The 18,545-nt window shown below is 69.0% G+C and carries 19 protein-coding genes; 7 read left to right on the forward strand and 12 right to left on the reverse strand.

Annotated elements, in window-relative coordinates; translation table 11 throughout:
• Positions 1–40: 40 nt before the first annotated feature.
• From ACIQ6S_RS09495 to ACIQ6S_RS09515, 5 genes are all read left to right on the forward strand, one after another.
• On the forward strand, positions 41–379 hold the full coding sequence (locus tag ACIQ6S_RS09495) for a hypothetical protein (protein WP_397608147.1): 339 nt from the start codon (positions 41–43) through the stop codon (positions 377–379).
• On the forward strand, positions 372–1,805 hold the full coding sequence (locus ACIQ6S_RS09500; RefSeq protein WP_397608148.1) for an RHS repeat-associated core domain-containing protein: 1,434 nt from the start codon (positions 372–374) through the stop codon (positions 1,803–1,805). The genes ACIQ6S_RS09495 and ACIQ6S_RS09500 overlap by 8 nt, the downstream gene beginning before the upstream one ends.
• Before the next feature lie 518 nt (positions 1,806–2,323).
• The gene (locus ACIQ6S_RS09505) at positions 2,324–2,590 is read left to right on the forward strand and encodes a BrnT family toxin (RefSeq protein ID WP_397608149.1); all 267 of its coding nucleotides are present in this window, start codon (positions 2,324–2,326) and stop codon (positions 2,588–2,590) included.
• Complete coding sequence (locus ACIQ6S_RS09510) at positions 2,556–2,855, forward strand: BrnA antitoxin family protein (protein WP_397608150.1); 300 nt, start codon at positions 2,556–2,558, stop codon at positions 2,853–2,855. The genes ACIQ6S_RS09505 and ACIQ6S_RS09510 overlap by 35 nt, the downstream gene beginning before the upstream one ends.
• A gap of 9 nt (positions 2,856–2,864) precedes the next feature.
• Positions 2,865–3,308 (forward strand): hypothetical protein, encoded by a 444-nt coding sequence (locus tag ACIQ6S_RS09515; protein ID WP_397608151.1) that lies wholly within the window; start codon positions 2,865–2,867, stop codon positions 3,306–3,308.
• Between the two features lie 27 nt (positions 3,309–3,335).
• Here the strand turns inward: ACIQ6S_RS09515 and ACIQ6S_RS09520 are convergent, their stop codons facing one another.
• From ACIQ6S_RS09520 to aroQ, 10 genes are all read right to left on the reverse strand, one after another.
• A complete protein-coding gene (locus ACIQ6S_RS09520) occupies positions 3,336–6,275 on the reverse strand; it encodes a diguanylate cyclase (RefSeq protein WP_397608152.1) in 2,940 nt (979 codons plus the stop codon).
• 53 nt (positions 6,276–6,328) lie between these two features.
• Positions 6,329–8,146 (reverse strand): monovalent cation:proton antiporter-2 (CPA2) family protein, encoded by a 1,818-nt coding sequence (locus ACIQ6S_RS09525; protein WP_397608153.1) that lies wholly within the window; start codon positions 8,144–8,146, stop codon positions 6,329–6,331.
• A gap of 10 nt (positions 8,147–8,156) precedes the next feature.
• On the reverse strand, positions 8,157–8,723 hold the full coding sequence (locus ACIQ6S_RS09530) for an NAD(P)H-dependent oxidoreductase (RefSeq protein ID WP_397608154.1): 567 nt from the start codon (positions 8,721–8,723) through the stop codon (positions 8,157–8,159).
• 25 nt (positions 8,724–8,748) lie between these two features.
• Positions 8,749–10,137 (reverse strand): ATP-dependent RNA helicase DbpA, encoded by a 1,389-nt coding sequence (gene dbpA, locus ACIQ6S_RS09535; RefSeq protein WP_397608155.1) that lies wholly within the window; start codon positions 10,135–10,137, stop codon positions 8,749–8,751.
• A gap of 66 nt (positions 10,138–10,203) precedes the next feature.
• Positions 10,204–10,545: a hypothetical protein gene (locus ACIQ6S_RS09540; protein WP_397608156.1), complete on the reverse strand. Its 342-nt coding sequence runs from the start codon at positions 10,543–10,545 to the stop codon at positions 10,204–10,206.
• A gap of 145 nt (positions 10,546–10,690) precedes the next feature.
• The gene (locus tag ACIQ6S_RS09545; RefSeq protein WP_397608163.1) at positions 10,691–11,173 is read right to left on the reverse strand and encodes an acyl-CoA thioesterase; all 483 of its coding nucleotides are present in this window, start codon (positions 11,171–11,173) and stop codon (positions 10,691–10,693) included.
• 5 nt (positions 11,174–11,178) lie between these two features.
• Positions 11,179–11,961, reverse strand: coding sequence for a hypothetical protein (locus ACIQ6S_RS09550; protein WP_397608157.1), 783 nt, complete (start codon positions 11,959–11,961; stop codon positions 11,179–11,181).
• A 47-nt stretch (positions 11,962–12,008) separates the two neighbouring features.
• Positions 12,009–13,376: an acetyl-CoA carboxylase biotin carboxylase subunit gene (gene accC / locus ACIQ6S_RS09555; RefSeq protein ID WP_397608158.1), complete on the reverse strand. Its 1,368-nt coding sequence runs from the start codon at positions 13,374–13,376 to the stop codon at positions 12,009–12,011.
• Positions 13,377–13,386: 10 nt separating this feature from the next.
• On the reverse strand, positions 13,387–13,884 hold the full coding sequence (accB, locus tag ACIQ6S_RS09560) for an acetyl-CoA carboxylase biotin carboxyl carrier protein (protein WP_397574189.1): 498 nt from the start codon (positions 13,882–13,884) through the stop codon (positions 13,387–13,389).
• A 42-nt stretch (positions 13,885–13,926) separates the two neighbouring features.
• The gene (gene aroQ, locus ACIQ6S_RS09565) at positions 13,927–14,391 is read right to left on the reverse strand and encodes a type II 3-dehydroquinate dehydratase (RefSeq protein WP_397608159.1); all 465 of its coding nucleotides are present in this window, start codon (positions 14,389–14,391) and stop codon (positions 13,927–13,929) included.
• Between the two features lie 279 nt (positions 14,392–14,670).
• Here aroQ and ACIQ6S_RS09570 point away from each other — a divergent pair, with 279 nt between their 5' ends.
• The gene (locus ACIQ6S_RS09570) at positions 14,671–14,820 is read left to right on the forward strand and encodes a hypothetical protein (protein WP_397608160.1); all 150 of its coding nucleotides are present in this window, start codon (positions 14,671–14,673) and stop codon (positions 14,818–14,820) included.
• A gap of 3 nt (positions 14,821–14,823) precedes the next feature.
• On the opposite strand, the gene ACIQ6S_RS09575 is transcribed toward ACIQ6S_RS09570, so the two are convergent.
• Together ACIQ6S_RS09575 and ACIQ6S_RS09580 are read right to left on the reverse strand one after the other, a co-directional pair.
• Positions 14,824–15,390: a TlpA disulfide reductase family protein gene (locus ACIQ6S_RS09575; protein ID WP_397608161.1), complete on the reverse strand. Its 567-nt coding sequence runs from the start codon at positions 15,388–15,390 to the stop codon at positions 14,824–14,826.
• Between the two features lie 10 nt (positions 15,391–15,400).
• Positions 15,401–17,686, reverse strand: coding sequence for a protein-disulfide reductase DsbD family protein (locus ACIQ6S_RS09580; RefSeq protein WP_397608162.1), 2,286 nt, complete (start codon positions 17,684–17,686; stop codon positions 15,401–15,403).
• Positions 17,687–17,842: 156 nt separating this feature from the next.
• On the opposite strand from ACIQ6S_RS09580, the gene ACIQ6S_RS09585 reads away from it, so the two are divergent.
• A complete protein-coding gene (locus ACIQ6S_RS09585; RefSeq protein ID WP_297867351.1) occupies positions 17,843–18,475 on the forward strand; it encodes a PH domain-containing protein in 633 nt (210 codons plus the stop codon).
• The last annotated feature ends 70 nt before the right edge of the window (positions 18,476–18,545 follow it).

Genomic DNA, 18,545 nt, shown 5'->3' on the forward strand with positions numbered 1-18,545 from the left:
GGGGCTGTGGGTGATAAGTGCCGCATTTCCAGAAGTTGAAATGCTTCGAGGTCTTTATCTTCCCGTGATTTGCATCGGCTATCTGTCAGCCGTCATGTTTGGCATTCCGGCCTTGATTCTGATGCGGAGAAACAAGTGGACTAGGTTGCGCCACTTTATGCTCGCGGGAGTCTCGATAGGTATGGTCGCTTACAGCATGCTTTTCCTCCCGAGCGCCATTTTTGAGTTGGAATACGGAGCGCTGAATGCAGTGGCGGTGCTTCGTAACTCGCTCAATTTCGCTCTTGTTGCCGCGATTTCGGGGTGGATTGCCAGCTCATTCTTCTGGGCTTTTTCCCGAGGTGGCGATGTAGCGCTGGCGACTGAAGCCGGTGACTAACATCGCGCGTCCTGCGCTCGCCAAGTCGCCCCGGGGTTGGGCAATCCTGCCCAACCCGTTCGCCACCGCGCGCGGCCGTGCCGCGCGAGCGCGGTGGCTCACCCGCTACGACGGCCTCGACCGTCTGACGAACGCCGACAACACCAGCAACGTCACGCAGCGTGCTTACCCGGTCGACAAGACGGGCAACCGCACCGGCAAGCAGACGGCGGCGAACGGCGCGATCACGCCCTACGTCTACGCGGCGACCAATCACCGCCTGGCGCAGACCGGCACCGAGGCCCGCACCTACGACGCCGTCGGCAACCCGCTCACCATCGGCCCGCGCACGCTCACCTACGACGACCGCAGCCGCCTGACGGTGTTCGTCAACGGCAGCACCACGCGGCGCTATCAGTACACCGGGCAGGGCCTGCGGGTGCGCAAGTGGACGAGCAGCAACACCAGCGGCAACACCTACTTCGTCTACAACGAGAACGCGCAGCTCATCGGCGAGTACGACAACGCCGGTGCGCGCGTTCAAGAGATCGTGTGGCTCGGGAACCTTCCGATTGGCGTGATCGCCGGCACTGCGGCGGTGCCGGTGCTGCATTACATCGAGAGCGACCATCTCGGCACCCCGCGGGTGATCGTGGAGGCCACCCGCAACGTGGGCATCTGGCGCTGGAACCAGACCAACGACCCGTTCGGCGAGAGCACCCCGAACCAGAACCCGGACGGCGACACGACGAGCTTCACCTTCAACCTGCGCTTCGCCGGGCAGTACCGCGACAGCGAGAGTGGCTGGTACTACAACGTGCATCGCTACTACGACCCCACCATCGGTCGTTACTTGGAATCAGACCCTATCGGGCTGAACGGCGGCATCTCCACCTACAGCTACGTCGGCGCGGCCCCGCTGACGGCTGTGGATCCGTTGGGCCTGGCAGAACTTGGCAGAGTTCTCGGCATACACACGGACATTCACCCAACCCGGCTCAATGGGCCGGCAGCCGGGCATGCATGGATTAGCGTAAACGATGACTCCGGTGATCTTCTTGAGACATGGAGCGCATTCGAGAGTGGGCATGAGCTTGCCATTCGGGATTCGGAGTGCGGATGTCCGGGTTCCGACACAACGAAGAACGTCGAGAAGAAGAACCGGGATCGCTATCGTCAACGAAGCAGCTTCTTCTTCAGGGCGAATGAAGACCAAATGAAGCGATTTCGTTCTTTCGCCCAGCAATCGTGGGTCTGGGGTACGGCAAGCACTAACTGCTCTGGATGGGTGGCTGAAGCTCTTGACGTAACGTTTGGGATCGAAGACGCAGCCGATGATGGCTTTTTCGGATGGGAAAGATCGCCGCGTTCGCTGACACGCTCGATCCAGACTTGGGACGCAAACTTCCCAGGCAACTCCGTCATTAATCCAGTGTCGATCAGGTAGCTGTCATGGAGAGAACGAGCATTCGCTTTGCATCATTCGCAGCGGTCGGGATTGCTTTCGCCCTACTCGGGAACTGGTACGGTCGAGCGGCGCCGGAGTTTCTTCGGGGTGAGGAACTTCGCGTTCTAGTCGATCAGCGGCTCTCGAACTCCTATTCGTGGTGGCATGTCTACAAGATCACAGAGGGGGCGTACTACCTTCGTTCCCCTCGATACGACTCCGCCTACTCCATTGATCACCGGTGGCTTGTTCCACGGGACGACATCCGTATTGAGAATGGCGAAGATGGTTCCGCGGTGATTGGTCCTGTTGGCTTGAACGAATTTGTGCTCCTTAGGTACGGCAATGACGGCATGGAAGAGGTTCGCTTCCCGAACTGAGTGAATGAATCGCCCCGGCGTTCGTGGTCACTTCCTGCCCTGACACTGCGTGGTTTTCCGACGGCGCACGATGCGGCGCCAAGTCACCGTGACCCACCGCCGTTGATCGGCTGAATTAATGGGTGTACGTTAAATCGAATGGATGTCGAGTTCGACCCAAGGAAACGGGTCATCACCCTGCGCGAGCGGGGCCTCGATTTCGCGGAAGCCAGTGCCTTGTTTGCCGGCCCCACCGCGACACGGGAGGACGACCGAAAGGACTACGGAGAGCCCCGCTTCCAGACGGTGGGCGTGCTCGATGGCCGACTGGTCATGGTGGTCTGGACCCCTCGCGGCGACGCTCGCCGCATCATTTCGATGAGGTATGTGCATGACGACGAAGCAAAAGCCTTCGGGCTGGATTGATCCCGATGACGCGCCGGCGTGGACGGCGGCGGATTTCGCGGCGGCCGATCACCGTATCGGCAATGCGAAGGCTGCGCCCGAAGCCGTGCGCGCCGCGCTCGGCAAGCGCCTGCGTGGTCGGCCCAAGTCCGCGCAGGCCAAGGTGGCGGTGAAGTTGCGCCTCGACCCCGACATCGTGGCGGCCCTCCGTGCCACGGGCGAGGGTTGGCAGACGCGGGTGAACGACGCACTGCGCGCGCAGCTCGCGCTGGCGGGCCAGCTGTAGACTGCGCGCATGTCCCAGCACTCCCAGGCCAAGCGCGCGGCCCGCAAGAAGCGCGAAAAGAAGGCCGCGAACGCGGCCGCCTCTCGCCGCACCGGCGCGCCCTTCGTGGCGCACGCGCAGCTCGTCGATGACGCCGGCGCCTTGGTGGCTGCCGGTGGGCTCTATGGCGACGAATGGGTGATGGTGGTGGCCGGGCGCGCGCTGGACGGCATCGACAGCCCGGGCCTTCTGATCGCCATGCTCAAGCACACCGCGTCGCGCTGCGAGTCGGAAGGCCGCGGCACCACGCTGCGGATGTCGCCGGTGCTGGAGAAGGCTGCGGCGGAGGAAGCCGCCGAGGGCGGGCACACGCTCGAGGAATGGCTGGCGATGCTGGAGGCCGAACGCGCCGAGCACGCCGAGAAGAAGCGCGCCGCGGCGGCAGCCGCTGGGCCCGACCCGAACCTGCACTGAGCGTTGCGGCCGGCGCGTGGCGCCGGCTCAGCCTTCCACGCGATTGCGGCCGTTGGCCTTGGCGCGGTACAGCGCTTCGTCGGCCTGAAGCAGCAGGCGGTGATGGGTGTCGACGCCGGCCGCTTCGGCCACCCCGAAGCTGGCGGTGATGCCCAGCGTCGGGTCGATGTCGCTGAAGACGATGGCCATCACGCCTTGGCGCAGGCGCTCGCCGGTGGCCAGCGCCGCCTCGAGGGTGGTTTCCGGCAGCAGCAGGGCGAATTCCTCGCCGCCCCAGCGCGCCACCACGTCGAAGCCGCGCGAATCGGCCTTCAAGCGGGCGGCCACGCGCTTGAGCACCTCGTCGCCCACGGCGTGGCTCCAACGGTCGTTGACCTGCTTGAAGTGGTCGAGGTCGACGATGGCGATGCTCAGCGGGGCGTCGTTGCGCTTGGCGCGGGCGAACTCGCGGGCCAGTGCTTCGTCGAAGGCGCGGCGGTTGCTGATGCCGGTGAGCGCATCCTCGCGCGCCTGGCGCGCGAATTCCTCGGCCTGGTGGCGCAGGCGGGCTTTCTGCTGCTCGATCTCCAGCGTGCGTTCGTCCACCAGTTGCGCGAGGTGGCGCTCGTTGGCGGCGAGGCGGTGCAGGCGCCAGCGCAGCAGCAGGCCGGCCCCCAGCAGGGCGGCGATGGCGAAGCCCCAGACGACCAGCGTGCGCTGCCACCACAGGGGCGGCACGTCGATGACGATCTGGGCGCGGCTCTGCCCCCAGGCGCCGCGCGGGTGGGCGGCTTCCACCCGGAACTCGTAGCGGCCGGGCGGAAGGCCCGAGTACTCGACGAAGGTTTCGCTGCCGCGCTCCACCCAGTCGCTGTCGAACCCGTCGAGGCGATGGCGGTAGCGCAGGCGCTCGGGCAGAACGAAACCGAGGCCGGCATAGCGCAGTTCCAGCCGGCGCGCGCCGGCAGGCAGGACCAACTCGGCCTTCGCAGTGAGTGGCAGCGCACGGCCGTCGGCGATCACCGATTCGATCACCACCGGGGGCGCATGGCGGGTGTGGCGCTGCAGGTCGGCAGGATCGACGTGGGTGGCGCCAACCGAGGTCGCGAACCATCGGCGGCCGTCGCGGTCGAGCGCCACCACCGGTTGCGAACCGCCGTTGCATTGCGCGCTGGCCATGCCGTCGGCTTCGGTGAAGCGTTCGACGTCGAGCGGCAGGGCCCTCCCATCGGCCACCGCATTCACACGGGCCATGTCGATACGAAGGATGCCGCGATTTCCGCTGGCCCAGAGCTGGCCCTCCGGATCGAGCAGCAGGCCGAACACTTTTTCGTAGGGCAGGCCCGCGGCGAGGCCGACCGCGCCGGTGGGCCGGCCGTCGGCGTCGAAGCGCAGCAGGCCGCGGTCGGAGGCGACCCACATCGCGCCGCGCTGGCGGTCTTCGAGGAAGCCGAAGGCGTACTCCGCGTCCTCATGCGCCTTGAGGTCGAGCGGCCGCAGCGTGGCGTTCTCGACGATCACCGCGCCGAGGCCCGTGCCCACCCAGAGCCGTCCGCGGGAATCGCGATGCAGGGCGATGACGAAGTTCGTCGGCAGGCCCTGCGCTTCGGTCCACTGCTGCACGGCGCCGTCGGCCCAGCGCGCCAGGCCGCGTGAGGTGCCCAGCCACAGGGCATCGCCATCGGCGATGAGGGCGCGCACTTCGTTCGCGGGCAGGCCATTCGCGGTGTCGAGCCGGGAGACGACACGTTCGCCATCCCACAGCAGCGCGCCGTCGTCGTAGGTGCCCACCCACACGCGGCCCGCGCCAGCATCGGCGAGGCTGAGCACGGAGGCGTCGGCGAGCGTCGTGCCGGCACCCAGCCGCACCACCGTCCCGTCGGCGCGGCTGCTTGCCAGCCCCTGGGCGGTGCCGATCAGCACGCTGCCATCGTCGCGCGCGAGCAGGCTGCGCACGTAGTCGTCGGGCAGGCCGTGCTGGCGCGCCACGTTCGAGAACGGCGCATCGGTGAAGCGGAACAGGCCGCTGTTCGTGCCGACCCAGAGGTTGTCTTCGCGGTCGATGAACAGCGAGACGATGCGCGAGCTCGGACGGTCAGGCCCCACGCCCAGGCGCTCGAGGCCCTTTGCGGTCCAGCGCATCAGGCCGTCGGTGAGCGTGCCGATCCACAGCCCGCCGGCCCCATCGGGCAGCACGCGCGAGATGCTGACGTTGTCGAGGGCGGGGTCGAGGGGCTGGAAGACCAGCGTCTCCGCGGCGCCATTGGCGATATAAACGCCGCGGGCGCTGCCGGCGACCAGCCGATCGCCATCGCTGGCCAGGGCGGTGATGGACCCGTCGGGTAGGCCGATGACTTCGGCGCGCCGCAGGCCGCCGCCGTCGACGCGCCGGAGGCCGCCCGCGTGGGCCGACCATTGCCGCCCGCGCGCATCGACGGCGATGTCGAGATTGCTGCCGACCGGATCGTCGGCCGGCGGCTCCAGCACCTGCGCCGCGCCGGCGGCCGTCAGATGCACGACGCCCGCGGTCTCGGTGCCCACCCATAGGCCGCCGTCGGGTCCGCCGTGGATCATGGTGACCATGACGGGCGCGGAAGGCAGGGGCTCCCAGCCACCCTCGCCGTCCTGGCGGACCAAGCTGCCGCGGGCGCCGCCCGCCACGAGTCGCCCGCGGGCATCGACGTGCAGGGCGCGCAGCGCGCCATCCTGCAGCGCCGGGATCTGGCGGCGGTCGAACTGGGTGAACGACTGCCCGTTGTAGCGGACCAGGCCTTCCCACGTGGCGAACCACAGATAGCCTTCGGGCGTCTGTGCGATGGCGTTGATCGAGTTGTGGGGCAGGCCGTCGCGGGTGGTCCAGTGGTCGCGGTAGAGGTCCTGCAGGGCGCGCTCGTTGGCAAGGCTTGGCGCGCCGGGCAGCAGCGCCGCCGCAAGCAGCAGCGCGCGGCTCCACCGGTCCTTCGCGGATCGCCTCGGCTGCGCCGTCATGGCCTTCCCTGCGTGCTGTCCCCAATGGACGAGCCTAGCACCGGCCTCGGGGCTCAGCGCGTCCAGTCGCTCGGTATTGGCGCGCCCTCACCATCGCCGTCCTCGGCATCCGGCAGGCCTTCGCGCTTCAGCAATTGCGCGAGGTCGGCGCGGGCGCGTTCGGCCAGGCTGATGAGGGTCTGGTCGTCGTCCCGGACCTTGGCGGCTTCATGCAGCATTTGCAGGTCGTGGCGCACGAAGGCCTGCTGCGCCCGGTGCGCGTCGTGCGGGTGCTCGCCGAGCGCCACCAGCGCGCGTTCGCCGACGGCTGCGGCGGCGCGGAAGGTCTCGCGTTCGAACGCCACGCCCAGCTCGGCCAACTCGAAGGCTTCGGTGCGGCCGCGTGCCCGGGCGATCAGCTTCACGTGCGGGAAGCGTTCGCGAACCAGCGCCGCCGTCTCGTGCACGCGCTCGGGGTCGTCGAAGGCCAGCACCAGCAGTTTCGCCTCCTCGATCCCCGCGGCCTCCAGCACGTCGCGGCGCGCCGCGTCGCCGTAGTAGGTGCGGAAGCCGAAGCGGCGCATCAGCTCGACCTGCTCGGGGTCGTGGTCGATCAGGGTGACGCCATAGCCGCGCCCGAGCAGCAGGCGCGACACCACCTGGCCGAAGCGACCCACGCCGGCGACGATCACCTCGTTGCGTTCGTCGATGGCGTCGGCCTCGCGGGCCTCGGCGCGGTTCATCCGCGGCATCACGAAGCGCGAGACGACAAGGAACAGCAGTGGAGTGCTGAGGATGCTGGCGGCGACGATCGCGTTCATCGTGGCCGCGACGTCGGCAGGCAAGCTGCCGTTGGCGCGCGCCGCGGCGAGCACCACGAAGGCGAATTCGCCGACCTGTGAGAGCACCACCGAGAACACCACGCCGTCCTGCCCGCAGAGGCGGAACGCCCGCGCCGCGGCGAACAGCACGACGAGCTTGGCCGCGACCAGGGCGACGGTGCCGCCGATCACCAGCAGCGGCTGCTCGACGAACAGCGACAGCTGCACGCCCATGCCGACGGCGATGAAGAACAGGCCCAGCAGCAGGCCCTTGAAGGGCTCGATGACGATGTTGAGTTCGTGGCGGTATTCGCTTTCCGCGAGCAGCACGCCAGCGAGGAAGGTGCCGAGCGCGGCGGAGGCGCCGACGCCTTCAGCCGCGAGCGCCGCGCCGATCACCAGCAGCAGGGCGAAGGCGACGAACACCTCGCGCAGGCCGGTGTTGGCGATGAAGCGCAGCAGCGGGCGCATGGCGAAGCGCGCCAGCACCACCATGCCGACGACGAGGCCGGCGGCAGCCAGCGGCGAGAACGGGCCATGGCCGCCGCCGTCGCCGTGGGCCGCACCGGACGGTGCCAGCCAGGCCACCAGCAGCAGGATGGGAATGACGAGGATGTCTTGGAACAGCAGCACGGACAGCGCGCTGCGCCCGCCCGCCGTCGGCAGCAGGCCGCGTTCGCCCATCAATGCGAGGCCGAGGCTGGTGGAACTGAGCGACGCGGCGATGCCGACGATCAGCGCCACCGGCCACGGCGTGCCCAGCGCCCACAGCGCGCCGCCGACGAGGCCGATGGTGCCGAACACCTGCAGGCTGCCCATGCCGAAGATCGGCACGCGCAGCTGCCAGAGCTTGCGCGGGTTCAATTCCAGGCCGACCAGGAAGAGCAGCAGGACGACGCCGAGCTCGGAGAACTTGAGCACGGTCTCCGGATCGTCGATGAGGCGCAGCACCGAGGGGCCGATCAGCACGCCGGCGATCAGGTAGCCCAGCACGGCGCCGAGGCCGAGGCGCTTGAACAGCGGCACGGCGATGACGGCGGCCGCGAGGTAGATCAGGGCGTCGTGCAGCATGGGATGGCCCTCAGCGGCTGTCGTGTTCGGGGTGGGCGTCGCCGCGCGTGAATGCCGCGAGTCGCGCCCGGTAGTCGGCGGCGAATTCGGGCAGACGCGCATTGATGCGTTCGTTCGCGCCATAGGCCGCGTGCCCGAGCCAGCGCATGCCGCAGTAGCGGGCGCTGGCTTCGATGGGCCGGAACAGCTCGGCCAGCGTGAACTGCGCCGCGTGGCGGCCGTAGCCTTCCGGGTCGCCGCCGCTGGTCGCCGCGACGAACAGCCCCTTGCCCCGCAGCGCATGGCCGTCCTGCCCATAGGCCCAGCCGGCCTGCAGCACCTCGTCGAACCAGTGCTTCAGCAGCGCGGGCATCGCGTACCACTGGATCGGGAACTGCAGCACGACGTTGTCGTGCGCGAGCAGGCGCTGCTGCTCGGCGGCCACGTCGATGAAGCCGTCCGGGTACGCGTGGTAGAGGTCGTGAAGCGTGATGCCTTCGACGTCGCGCGCTGCACCCAGCAGTGCCGCATTGATGCGGCTGGCGGAGAGGCGCGGATGGGCGAGAAGGACGAGGGTTCGCGAGGGCGTCGGGCTCATGCGCCCAGTCTAGCCATCGCCGAACTCAGCCGATGGCCTTCACCCGCAGCTTCCGGCCCTTGATGCCCTGCTCGCGCAGTTTGGCCAGCGCCTTTTCGGCCTGCGCGCGCGCCACCGCGACGTAGCAGCGCGTGGGGTAGAGGCTGATCTTGCCCACCGCCTCGGCGGGTAGGCCGGCCGCGCCGGTCAATGCGCCCATCACGTCGCCGGGGCGCAGCTTGTCCTGACGGCCAGCGTCGATCTGCAGCGTGCGGAACGCGGCGGGCAGCGGCTTCGGACGCTGCGCGCTGAGCCGCAGCGAGCGCTCCTGGAAGGGCGCGCCGCGGGCGGCTTCGATGCTGCGCCGCCAGTGCGCTTCCGAGGGCGTGACGATGCTGACGGCGAGGCCGGTTTCGCCGGCACGACCGGTGCGGCCGATGCGGTGCACGTGCTGGTCGGCGTCCGAGGCGATCTCGGCGCTGAGCACCATCGGCAGGCCGGCGATGTCGATGCCGCGTGCGGCGACGTCGGTGGCGACGAGCACGCGCAGGCTGCCGTTGGCGAAGCGTGCAAGCACTTCCTCGCGCTCGCGCTGTTCGAGGTCGCCGTGCAGGGCGTCGGCGGCAAAGCCTTCGCGCTGCAGCGCTTCGGTGAGCGCGGCGGTTTCCTTGCGCGTGTTGCAGAAGACCAGCGTGGCCTCGGGCGCCTTGTCGGCCAACACCTGCATCACCGCCCAGTGGCGTTGGCTGCCTTCGACCACGTGCACCCACTCGTCGATCTTCGGCGCGTCGTCGAGCGCCGCGGCGATCTCCAGCGGATCGCGCAGCAGCGTAGCGGCGATGGCGCGGATGTCCTCGCTGAAGGTGGCCGAGAACAGCAGGGTCTGCGACGTCTTCGGCAGGCGCTTGGCCAGCGTGCGGATGTCCTCGACGAAGCCCATGTCGAGCATGCGGTCGGCTTCGTCGAGCACGAAGGTGCTGACGTGTTCGAGCGACAACGCAGCTCTTGACGACTCGCTATCGGCAATCAGTTCGAGGATGCGGCCCGGCGTACCGACGACGACGTCCGGCGCGACTTCGAGCGAGGCCAGCTGCGGGCGCAGTGGAATGCCGCCGCAGAGCGTCACGATCTTCAGGTTGGGCAGGAAGCGCGCGGCGGCGCGCAGGTCCTTGGCCACCTGGTCGGCGAGCTCGCGCGTGGGGCAGAGCACCAGCGCCTGCGCGCGGAGCGCGGCCGGTTCGATCTTCGCCAGCAGGGGCAGGCCGAAGGCCAGCGTCTTGCCGCTGCCGGTGCGCGCTTGCGCGAGAAGGTCGCGACCCTGCAGTGCGGGGCCGATGGCCTGCTGCTGGATCGGCGTGGGCTCGGTGAAGCCGAGCGACTCGCAGGCGCGGGCAAGGGGCTCGGGCAGGCCGAGCGAGGCGAAGGGCGTCGTCATGCCGGCATTGTCGCACGCGCGCCCGGCCGGCCCGGGCACGCGGTGCGACTCGCCGTGCCGACCGGGTCAGCGCAGGGCGATGGCAACGGCCGAGCTGCGCTCCAGAGCGGGGGCCCAGTCGACGGCCAGGCCGCGTCGCGTCACGACGATGCTTGCGATGCCCTGCCCGCAGGCCTCCTGCACCGCCTGGGTGAGGCCGTTGCGCAGCGTGCCGATGCGGACGGCATCGTGCGTGCCAAGCACGGCCTCGACATCGGCGAGGCGGATCTGCGGATCACGGCAGGCGACGGCGATGCCGTCAGTGGGCACGGCATCCGCGACCGCATCGACGCGGGGCACGGAGTTCGAAGCCGCGGCCGTGCCGGACAGCAGCAGGAGGGAAAGCGCAGCAAGCGCGAGGGGTTTCATGGTGCGTCTCCACGTTCGGCGGGCGGCGAGATGCCGCCCTGGCCGTGCGTGCATCAGACGCTTTGCCTCGCCAAGCGCCCAGTGGCGGAAGCCCGTATGACGCCCGGCCCGGTGCCGGAAGCCACCCTGACGCTTTGCCCAAGGCTCAGCCGCCGGACTTGATCTCGGCCAGGCGCTTCGCGTTCTCGGCGCGCAGCGCGCGGCGTTGTTCGCCCTTGCGGAAGCGCCGCTTCTCGTCTTCCGTCTGAGGATCGAGCGGCGGCACCGGCGTGGGGCGGCCGTCGTCGCCCATCGCCACCATGGTGAAGAAGCAACTGTTGACGTGGCGCACCGAGCGCTCGCGGATGTTCTCCGCCACGACCTTGACGCCGATCTCCATCGAGCTGGTGCCGGTGTAGTTCACCCGCGCCATGAAGTGCACGAGTTCACCGACATGGATCGCCTCGCGGAAGGTCACCTGGTCGACCGACAGCGTCACGCAGTAGCGTCCCGCGTAGCGCGAGGCGCAGGCGTAGGCGACTTCGTCGAGCAGCTTGAGCAGCGCGCCTCCGTGCACCTTGCCGCTGAAGTTCGCCTTGTCCGGCGTCATCAGTACGGTCATCGTGAAATCGGCGGCGGCGGGTTCGATCATGGTCATGGCGGGCTCGGGGTCCGTGATGTGGCGGTCGGTTCGGTAGGCGGTGTCGCAGCGGCGCGATGGGTGGCGCACTCGAAATACATGCCGACGATCAGGGTCCTCGAACCTCCTCGGTTCGCATCATCGCCCTTGGGTTCACTCATCGTGGCGATGTCCACCAAGGTGACGGGGCCGCCGCAACGCGCGTGCTGGTCCTTGGTGGCGTCCCCAACGATCTTGTTGAAGGACTCGTATCGCTTGTCCTGGTAGTCGTCACCGAACCATCCCGCGCGAAACTCCAAGCCCGGAACGTCCCCATCCGGGCCCTCTGGCACGAGCGGCTTGAGTTGGCGAACCACGCGCTGCATGGCGTCCGGTGGAAGGAGATCCGACGTCCATTCCAACTCGTTGGGCAGCGGCCCCTCGCAGACGACGCGTTGGACAAATCGCGTGCCCTTGGGTCGCTCTCGGAGCCACTCGCCCTCATCCTCCATCTCGACGGCCGGTGTCCGTCGGGTGTACGCGTAGTCGCGACCCTCCGTGCAGGCCTCCCAGGGGCGGAACAGGTTTGAGGCTTGGTTCCAGCTTCGAGGCTGCGTGGATACCGTCACCATGTCCACGATCCGACCCCCTTGGTCGGTCAAGCCGACGTCATCGAACTCGACCGGCCCGAAACCCACCTGTTCTCGCCTTGGGGGTTCGAGGTGGCGCGCGAGGTCCTTCGCGCAATGGTCCAACGACCCCACCGTCGCGATGACGAGACCGAGCATCGCGATGGAACGTTTCGTCGTACCGGCCATCGTGCGTCCTTGCGCTGTTCCGGGGGCTTGAGCGTGCGAGCCGAGCTTCAGCCGAGGCCGAAGCTCTTTTCCTTGCGCTCGGCCAGCCGCTTCTCGAGGTAGTGGATGTTGGTGCCGCCTTGCTGGAAGCCGATGTCGGCCATGATCCGCTGCTGCAGCGGGATGTTCGTCTTGATGCCGTCGACGATCATCTCGGCGAGCGCCACGCGCATGCGGGCGATGGCCTGCGCGCGGGTGGCGCCGTGGACGATCAGCTTGCCGATCATCGAATCGTAGTTCGGCGGGACCTTGTAGCCCTCGTAGATGTGCGAATCGACGCGCACGCCGGGGCCGCCGGCGGCATGGAAATGCTTGATCAGGCCGGGGCAGGGCGCGAAGGTTTCCGGGTCTTCCGCATTGATTCGGCATTCGATCGAATGCCCGCGCAGGACGATGTCTTCCTGCTTGATCGAGAGCTTCTCGCCACCGGCGATCAGCAGCTGCTCGCGCACCAGGTCGATGCCGGTGACGAGCTCGGTCACCGGATGCTCGACCTGGATGCGGGTGTTCATCTCGATGAAGTAGAAGCGGCCGTTCTCGTACAGGAACTCGAAGGTGCCGGCGCCGCGGTAGCCGATGCGGATGCAGGCGTCGGTGCACACCTTGCCGATCTCGGCGCGCTGCTGCTCGGTGATGCCGGGCGCGGGCGCTTCCTCGACGACCTTCTGGTGGCGGCGCTGCATCGAGCAGTCGCGCTCACCGAGGTGGATGGCATTGCCCTGGCCGTCGGCCAGCACCTGGATCTCGACGTGGCGCGGGTTCTCGAGGAACTTCTCCATGTACACCATGCCGTTGCCGAAGGCCGCCTTGGCCTCGGCCTGCGTGGTGGCGATGGAGGCGATGAGTGCGCCTTCCTCGCGGACGACGCGCATGCCGCGGCCGCCGCCGCCGCCCGCGGCCTTGATGATCACGGGATACCCGATCTCGCGGCCGATGCGCAGGCATTCCTCTTCGTCCTCGGGCAACGGGCCGCCGGAGCCCGGCACGCAGGGCACGCCGGCGTCCTTCATCGCGCGGATGGCTTCGACCTTGTCGCCCATCATGCGGATGACGTCGGCGGTGGGGCCGATGAAGACGAAGCCCGAGCCCTCGACGCGCTCGGCGAAGGTGGCGTTCTCGGAGAGGAAGCCGTAGCCCGGGTGGATGCCGTCGGCGTCGGTCACTTCGGCCGCGGCAATGATCGCCGGGATGTTGAGGTAGCTCTCGGCCGAGGGTGCGGGGCCGATGCAGACGGACTCGTCGGCCATGGCCACGTGCTTGAGGTTGCGGTCGACGGTGCTGTGCACGGCCACGGTCTGGATGCCCAGTGCGTGGCAGGCGCGCATCACGCGGAGCGCGATTTCGCCGCGGTTGGCGATGACGACTTTCTTGAGCATGGCGCCGGCCTCAGCCGATCACGAACATGGGTTCGTCGAACTCGATCGGCTGGCCGCCCTTCACCAGGATCGCGCGCACCGTGCCGCTGACGTCGGCCTCGATCGGGTTGAACATCTTCATGGCCTCGATGATGCCGAGCGTGTCGCCGGCCTTGACCGTCTGACCGACCTTCACGAAGGGCGCGGCGTCCGGGCTCGGGCTGGCGTAGAAGGTGCCGACCATCGGCGAGCGGATGGTGTGGCCGTCCGGCACGTCCTTGCCCGGCTTGCCGTGCGATTCGCTGGCGTGCTCGGCGGCCGGCGCCTTGCCCGCGGCCGGCGCGGCGTGCGCGACCGGAGCCGGGGCCGGGGCGTGCTCGGCGGGCGCGGCCTGCACGTAGGTGGGCATCGGCGCGGCGCGGCTGGCGCGCGACAGGCGGACGGATTCCTCGCCTTCCTTGATCTCGATTTCGGTGAGGTTGGACTTCTCGAGCAGGTCGATCAGTGCCTTGATTTTACGGAGGTCCATGGACGGTCTCGCGTGCGGTGAAGGTGGAAAGGGGAAGGACGCTCAGCGGCCGCCGGCTTCGTGCCGGGGCGCATCGAGCCGGGCGATCGCCGCCTCGAGGGCCAGCAGGTAGCTCTGCGGCCCGAAGCCGCAGACCACGCCGACGGCGAGGTCGGACAGGTAGCTGTGGTGGCGGAAGGGCTCGCGGGCGTGGGGGTTGCTCATGTGCACTTCGATGAAGGGCGTGCGGACCGCGGCGAAGGCGTCGCGCAGGGCCACCGAGGTATGGGTATAGGCCGCCGGATTGATCAGCACGATGGCGGTGCCGTCGGCCCGGGTGGCCTGCACCCGATCGACGAGCGCATGCTCGGCATTGCTTTGGAAGGCGCTGAGCGCGTGGCCCGCGGCCGCGGCCCGGTCGCCCAGGCGGGCGTCGATGTCGACCAGCGTGTCATGGCCATACACCTCCGGCTCGCGGGTGCCGAGCAGGTTGAGGTTGGGGCCGTGCAGGACGAGGATCGAGGCCATGACGCGGGATCGGGCCGGGGAGGGCAAGGTGCACAGCCTGCCCGCCCTAGAGCCGCCTGTCTAGGCTTTCGGGGTGAGATCCCCGGAGATCGCAGCCGTTTGAATTTGGTTATGTGCCGCGGCGCTGGCGCTGGGCGGGGTTTCCGTTCGCGCCCGTCTCTGATTGTGCCGGTGGCGAGTCCGCTAACTTGGCCCCGCCCAGCACCCCCCCCCGTGCCGGCTTCCCCCCGTCTCGAGACCCCCCGGTCGAGAGCCCCCCATCGAATGGAGTTTCCCCCAATGAAGAAGTCCCTCGTCCTCGCGGCCGCCTACCGGCTCGACCGCCCGCACGGGCAATGTGCTGATCGACGCCGCCAACGGTCGCTGATCCGCCGCCACGCTGCTGCCGAAGCCCCGGTTTCGCGGGGCTTCGCTTTTCTTGACGGTTGAAACTCAGCGCGGCGCGTTGGCCTTCGCGCCGTCGACCCATCCGGCGATGGCGGCGGCGTCCGGGAACGGGCTCAAGTGCTGCGCCACCAGCCGGCCCTGCGGGTCGATCAGCACGGTGTAGGGCAGCAGGCCGCGGGCATTGCCGAGGCGCACCGAGCTGTCGCGGGTCGAGTTTGGCTCCGCGAAGATCGGGAAGCCCACCGGCACTCGATCGAGGAAGGCGCGCGCGTCGGCGGCGTCCTCCAGCGCGATGCCGATCACCTGCACGCCGTCCGTGCCTTGCGCGTGGTGATAGGCGTCGAGCACGGGCATCTCCTCGACGCAGGGCGGGCACCAGCTGGCCCAGAAGTTGATCAGCCGCCAGCGGCCTTCGCCCGGCAACGGCTGGTTCACGCCGTCGAGCGTGGTGCCCAGCAGTGGTTCCGCCGATGCACCGAGCGCGACGACCTTCAGTCCCTCCGGCGCGGGTGGCGTGCGCGCGGCGTCGAACTCGCCACGCAGCCAGATGCCGAGCGCGGCGCTCGCGACGGCGAACGCGCCGATCAGCGCCCACTGCTGCCAAGGCTTCATGCGTCGAAACTCACTTCGCCGTGGCCTTGGTCAGCGCGGACTCGACGATGCCGATCGTGAGCAGGTTGGGCAGGATCTCTGGCTCGCCGCCGCCGGCCGGGTACACCGCGTAGAACGGCACGCCCACCGCGCCGTACTGCTGCAGGTAGGCGGTGATGGCGGGATCGACGTCGGTCCAGTCGCCCTTCATGTACACGGCGTTGGCGCCGTTGCGCGCGGCGGCGAAGGCGTCGGTGGAGAGCACCGCACGCTCGTTGGCCTTGCAGCTCACGCACCAGTCCGCGGTCATGTTGACGAAGACCACGCGGCCCTCGGCGCGCAGCGCGGCCAGGGCCTCGGCCGAGTAGGGCACGCTGCCGTCCGCGGCGGGCTGCGAAGGCGCGTTCGCGCTGGCATTGGTGCCTGCGGCCGCCGCGGCTTCCCGCGCCGAAGGCAGCTGCTGCACCGGCCACAGCGCGGCCACGCCGAGCGTCGCAATGACGATCGCGAAGGCCCGCATCGTGGCGCTCTTGAAGCGCGCCTGCTCCCACGCCCACAGGCCAAGGGCGAGCAGCACCGCGCCACCCAGCACCCAACCCACGGCATCGGCGCCGCGCTGCTTGGCCAGCACCCACACCAGCCACACGGCCGTCAGGTACATGGGGAAGGCGAGCACCTGCTTCAGCGTGTCCATCCACGCGCCGGGCTTCGGCAGGCGCTGCGCCAGGCCCGGAACGAAGCCGATGGCGAGGAAGGGCAGGGCGAGGCCGATGCCCAGCGCCACGAACACGCCGATGGCGACGACGGGCGAGGCCGCAAAGGCGTAAGCCAGCGCGGCGCCCATGAAGGGCGCGGTGCAGGGCGCGGCCACCACGACCGCCAACACGCCAGTGAAGAAATCGCCGGCCGGGCCGGACTTCTGCGTGAGCGCGCCGCCGACATTGGCCAGCCCGCCGCCGAGGTTGAACACGCCGGAGAGCGACAGACCGACCGCGAACATCAGCAAGGCAAGGCCGCCCACCACCGCCGGCTGCTGCAACTGGAAGCCCCAGCCCAGCGCCAGGCCGGCTTCGCGCAGCGCGAGCGCCAGCCCGCCGAGTGCCGCGAAGCTGAGCACGACGCCCGCCGTGTACCAGAGCGCATGCGAGCGGGCCTTCTCCGCACTCTCGCCGCTGCCGGCAAGCCCGAGCGCCTTCAGCGAGAGGATCGGCAGCACGCAGGGCATCAGGTTGAGGATCAGTCCGCCGAACAGGGCGAACGCCAGGGCGGCGAACAGGCCGATGCCGTCCGCGGCGCGGCTCGCGCTCGGGCCAGCCGTGTCGGATATCGCGCCTTCGGCGGAGGGCGCGTCAGCATTCGCCGGCGCATCGGCCAAATCGACGGTGAGCACGCGCTTCAGCGGCGGGTAGCAGACGCCGTTCTCCTGGCAGCCCATGAAGCCCACGGTCAGGCGCAGCGTGTCGGCCCCGCTTTGCGTGCGGACGACGTCGAGCGGCACCAGCACTTCGTCGTAGTAGACGGCCTGCTCGCCGAAGTATTCGTCGCTGTGCGTGCGCGCGGCCGGCCACTCGCCGGGGCGCACGAGCGCGCCGCGATCGCTCTGCGCAGCGAAGGTGGTCTTGTCGCGGTAGAGGTAGTAGCCCGGCGCGATGGTGAAGCGCACCACGATGCGATCGGGGCCGTCGGTGACAGCCTCGAGCCGGTAGGCCTCGATATCGGGCAGGGGCAGGCCCGCGGCGCCGGTCGCCGTCAGCCCGGCCTCCCCGTTGGCCGTGTTGTTCGAGAGCAGGCCGCTGCTGCGCCCGCCGGAGAGCAGGCCGGCGACGGGTGGCAGGGCGGCGGATGCGTCGCCTGCGGGCGCCGGCGGCAACGAGACGGTGACCTCGCGGGCCTGCGGTGGGTAGCAGATGCCGAGATCCGCGCAGCCCTGGTACTTCACCCGCAGGCGCAGGGTCGTCGCGGTGGCGTCGGCGTTGCCGGGCAGGGTCGCTTCGAGCGAACCGCGATAGGTTTCGACCTCGCCGAAGAACTCGTCGGTGTGCTTGTCGCCTGCCGGCAGGACCAGCGGGCCGGCGGTGAAGCCCCCGTCCAGTACCTCGACGCTGGTGCGGTGCCGGTACAGGTAGTAGCCGTCGGCGATGGCGAAACGCACCGCCACGGTGTCGCGCGCGGGCGCCGACGCGCTGAGCGCGAAGGCCTCGTCGACCGGCAGCAGGTCGTCCTGCTCGATGGCCTGCGCACCGGCGGCGCCGAACAGCAGGGTGGCCAGCGCAACAGGGCGCAGCAGGCGGATCATCGGGGCGAAAAAGCGTGACATCGGGCAGGGGTCGGTTCCGGGCGCGGTCGGGCATTATCGCCGCGCCGCGTCGGCCGGGCGTGGACAGGGGGGCGATTGCTCACCGATTCGTAACCCGGCGGTCACCGGTTTCAGGCCATCGTTCCGGCCCCATCCCCTCGTTCAGGAGCCTTCCCCATGTTCAAGAAACTCGCCGCCGAAGCCCTCGGCATCAGCGACATCGGCGTCATCGTCCCCGCCTCGGAGTTCGACAAGGTCGACGCCGACGACTACCTCTTCCACGAGGACGGCGAGCGCATCTTCTTCCTGATCAAATCGAAGAAGGACGAGTACTGCTTCACCAACCAGGCGCTGATCCACGTCGACGGCGAGTCGGCGGTGTCGACCAAGCGCACGGTGAAGCGCTACGAGTACGCCAGCAACCGCATCGGCTACTGCGCCATCGAGACGGCCGGCAACATGGACATGGACGTCGAGCTGAAGTTCTCGATCGGCGAGGCGCACTTCAGCATCGACGTCAAGAAGAGCTTCATCGAGCAGGTGAAGGACATCTACAAGGCGCTGATCGCCATCGGCCGCCAGCAGTCGCGCGACGCCATCTCGCGCGACAACGCCGTGCGCACCCTCGATGCGATGGGCGGCATGCTGAAGCTCGGCAACCTGCAGGGCGAAGCGGCGGTGGTCTCGCATTTCAACGCCGTGCTCGACAACCTCAACGCCGCGATGCTCGACCGCCACACCACGCGTGACTACTCGCGCATCTTCGAGAAGTTCATCCACAACAACGCCACCCCGCCGGCGCTGCCGTAAGCGCGGGGTCGCGTCGGCCCTTGCGGCCGGACCGCGACGTCCCTGGCATCACGAGGCCCGCTCCGGCGGG

The sequence above is a fragment of the Silanimonas sp. genome, from assembly GCF_044377035.1.
Classification (GTDB): Bacteria; Pseudomonadota; Gammaproteobacteria; order Xanthomonadales; family Xanthomonadaceae; genus Silanimonas.

Bases quoted from the DNA above. Each gene is read 5' to 3' on its own strand.
- ACIQ6S_RS09520 (WP_397608152.1), bottom strand. From the start codon at position 6,275: ATGACGGCGCAGCCGAGGCGATCCGCGAAGGACCGGTGGAGCCGCGCG.
- ACIQ6S_RS09505 (WP_397608149.1), top strand. From the start codon at position 2,324: ATGGATGTCGAGTTCGACCCAAGGAAACGGGTCATCACCCTGCGCGAG.
- ACIQ6S_RS09495 (WP_397608147.1), top strand. From the start codon at position 41: ATGCTTCGAGGTCTTTATCTTCCCGTGATTTGCATCGGCTATCTGTCA.
- accC (WP_397608158.1), bottom strand. From the start codon at position 13,376: ATGCTCAAGAAAGTCGTCATCGCCAACCGCGGCGAAATCGCGCTCCGC.
- ACIQ6S_RS09525 (WP_397608153.1), bottom strand. From the start codon at position 8,146: ATGCTGCACGACGCCCTGATCTACCTCGCGGCCGCCGTCATCGCCGTG.
- dbpA (WP_397608155.1), bottom strand. From the start codon at position 10,137: ATGACGACGCCCTTCGCCTCGCTCGGCCTGCCCGAGCCCCTTGCCCGC.
- ACIQ6S_RS09515 (WP_397608151.1), top strand. From the start codon at position 2,865: ATGTCCCAGCACTCCCAGGCCAAGCGCGCGGCCCGCAAGAAGCGCGAA.
- ACIQ6S_RS09585 (WP_297867351.1), top strand. From the start codon at position 17,843: ATGTTCAAGAAACTCGCCGCCGAAGCCCTCGGCATCAGCGACATCGGC.
- ACIQ6S_RS09550 (WP_397608157.1), bottom strand. From the start codon at position 11,961: ATGGCCGGTACGACGAAACGTTCCATCGCGATGCTCGGTCTCGTCATC.
- ACIQ6S_RS09530 (WP_397608154.1), bottom strand. From the start codon at position 8,723: ATGAGCCCGACGCCCTCGCGAACCCTCGTCCTTCTCGCCCATCCGCGC.
- ACIQ6S_RS09540 (WP_397608156.1), bottom strand. From the start codon at position 10,545: ATGAAACCCCTCGCGCTTGCTGCGCTTTCCCTCCTGCTGCTGTCCGGC.
- aroQ (WP_397608159.1), bottom strand. From the start codon at position 14,391: ATGGCCTCGATCCTCGTCCTGCACGGCCCCAACCTCAACCTGCTCGGC.
- ACIQ6S_RS09575 (WP_397608161.1), bottom strand. From the start codon at position 15,390: ATGAAGCCTTGGCAGCAGTGGGCGCTGATCGGCGCGTTCGCCGTCGCG.
- ACIQ6S_RS09570 (WP_397608160.1), top strand. From the start codon at position 14,671: ATGAAGAAGTCCCTCGTCCTCGCGGCCGCCTACCGGCTCGACCGCCCG.
- ACIQ6S_RS09580 (WP_397608162.1), bottom strand. From the start codon at position 17,686: ATGTCACGCTTTTTCGCCCCGATGATCCGCCTGCTGCGCCCTGTTGCG.
- accB (WP_397574189.1), bottom strand. From the start codon at position 13,884: ATGGACCTCCGTAAAATCAAGGCACTGATCGACCTGCTCGAGAAGTCC.
- ACIQ6S_RS09510 (WP_397608150.1), top strand. From the start codon at position 2,556: ATGACGACGAAGCAAAAGCCTTCGGGCTGGATTGATCCCGATGACGCG.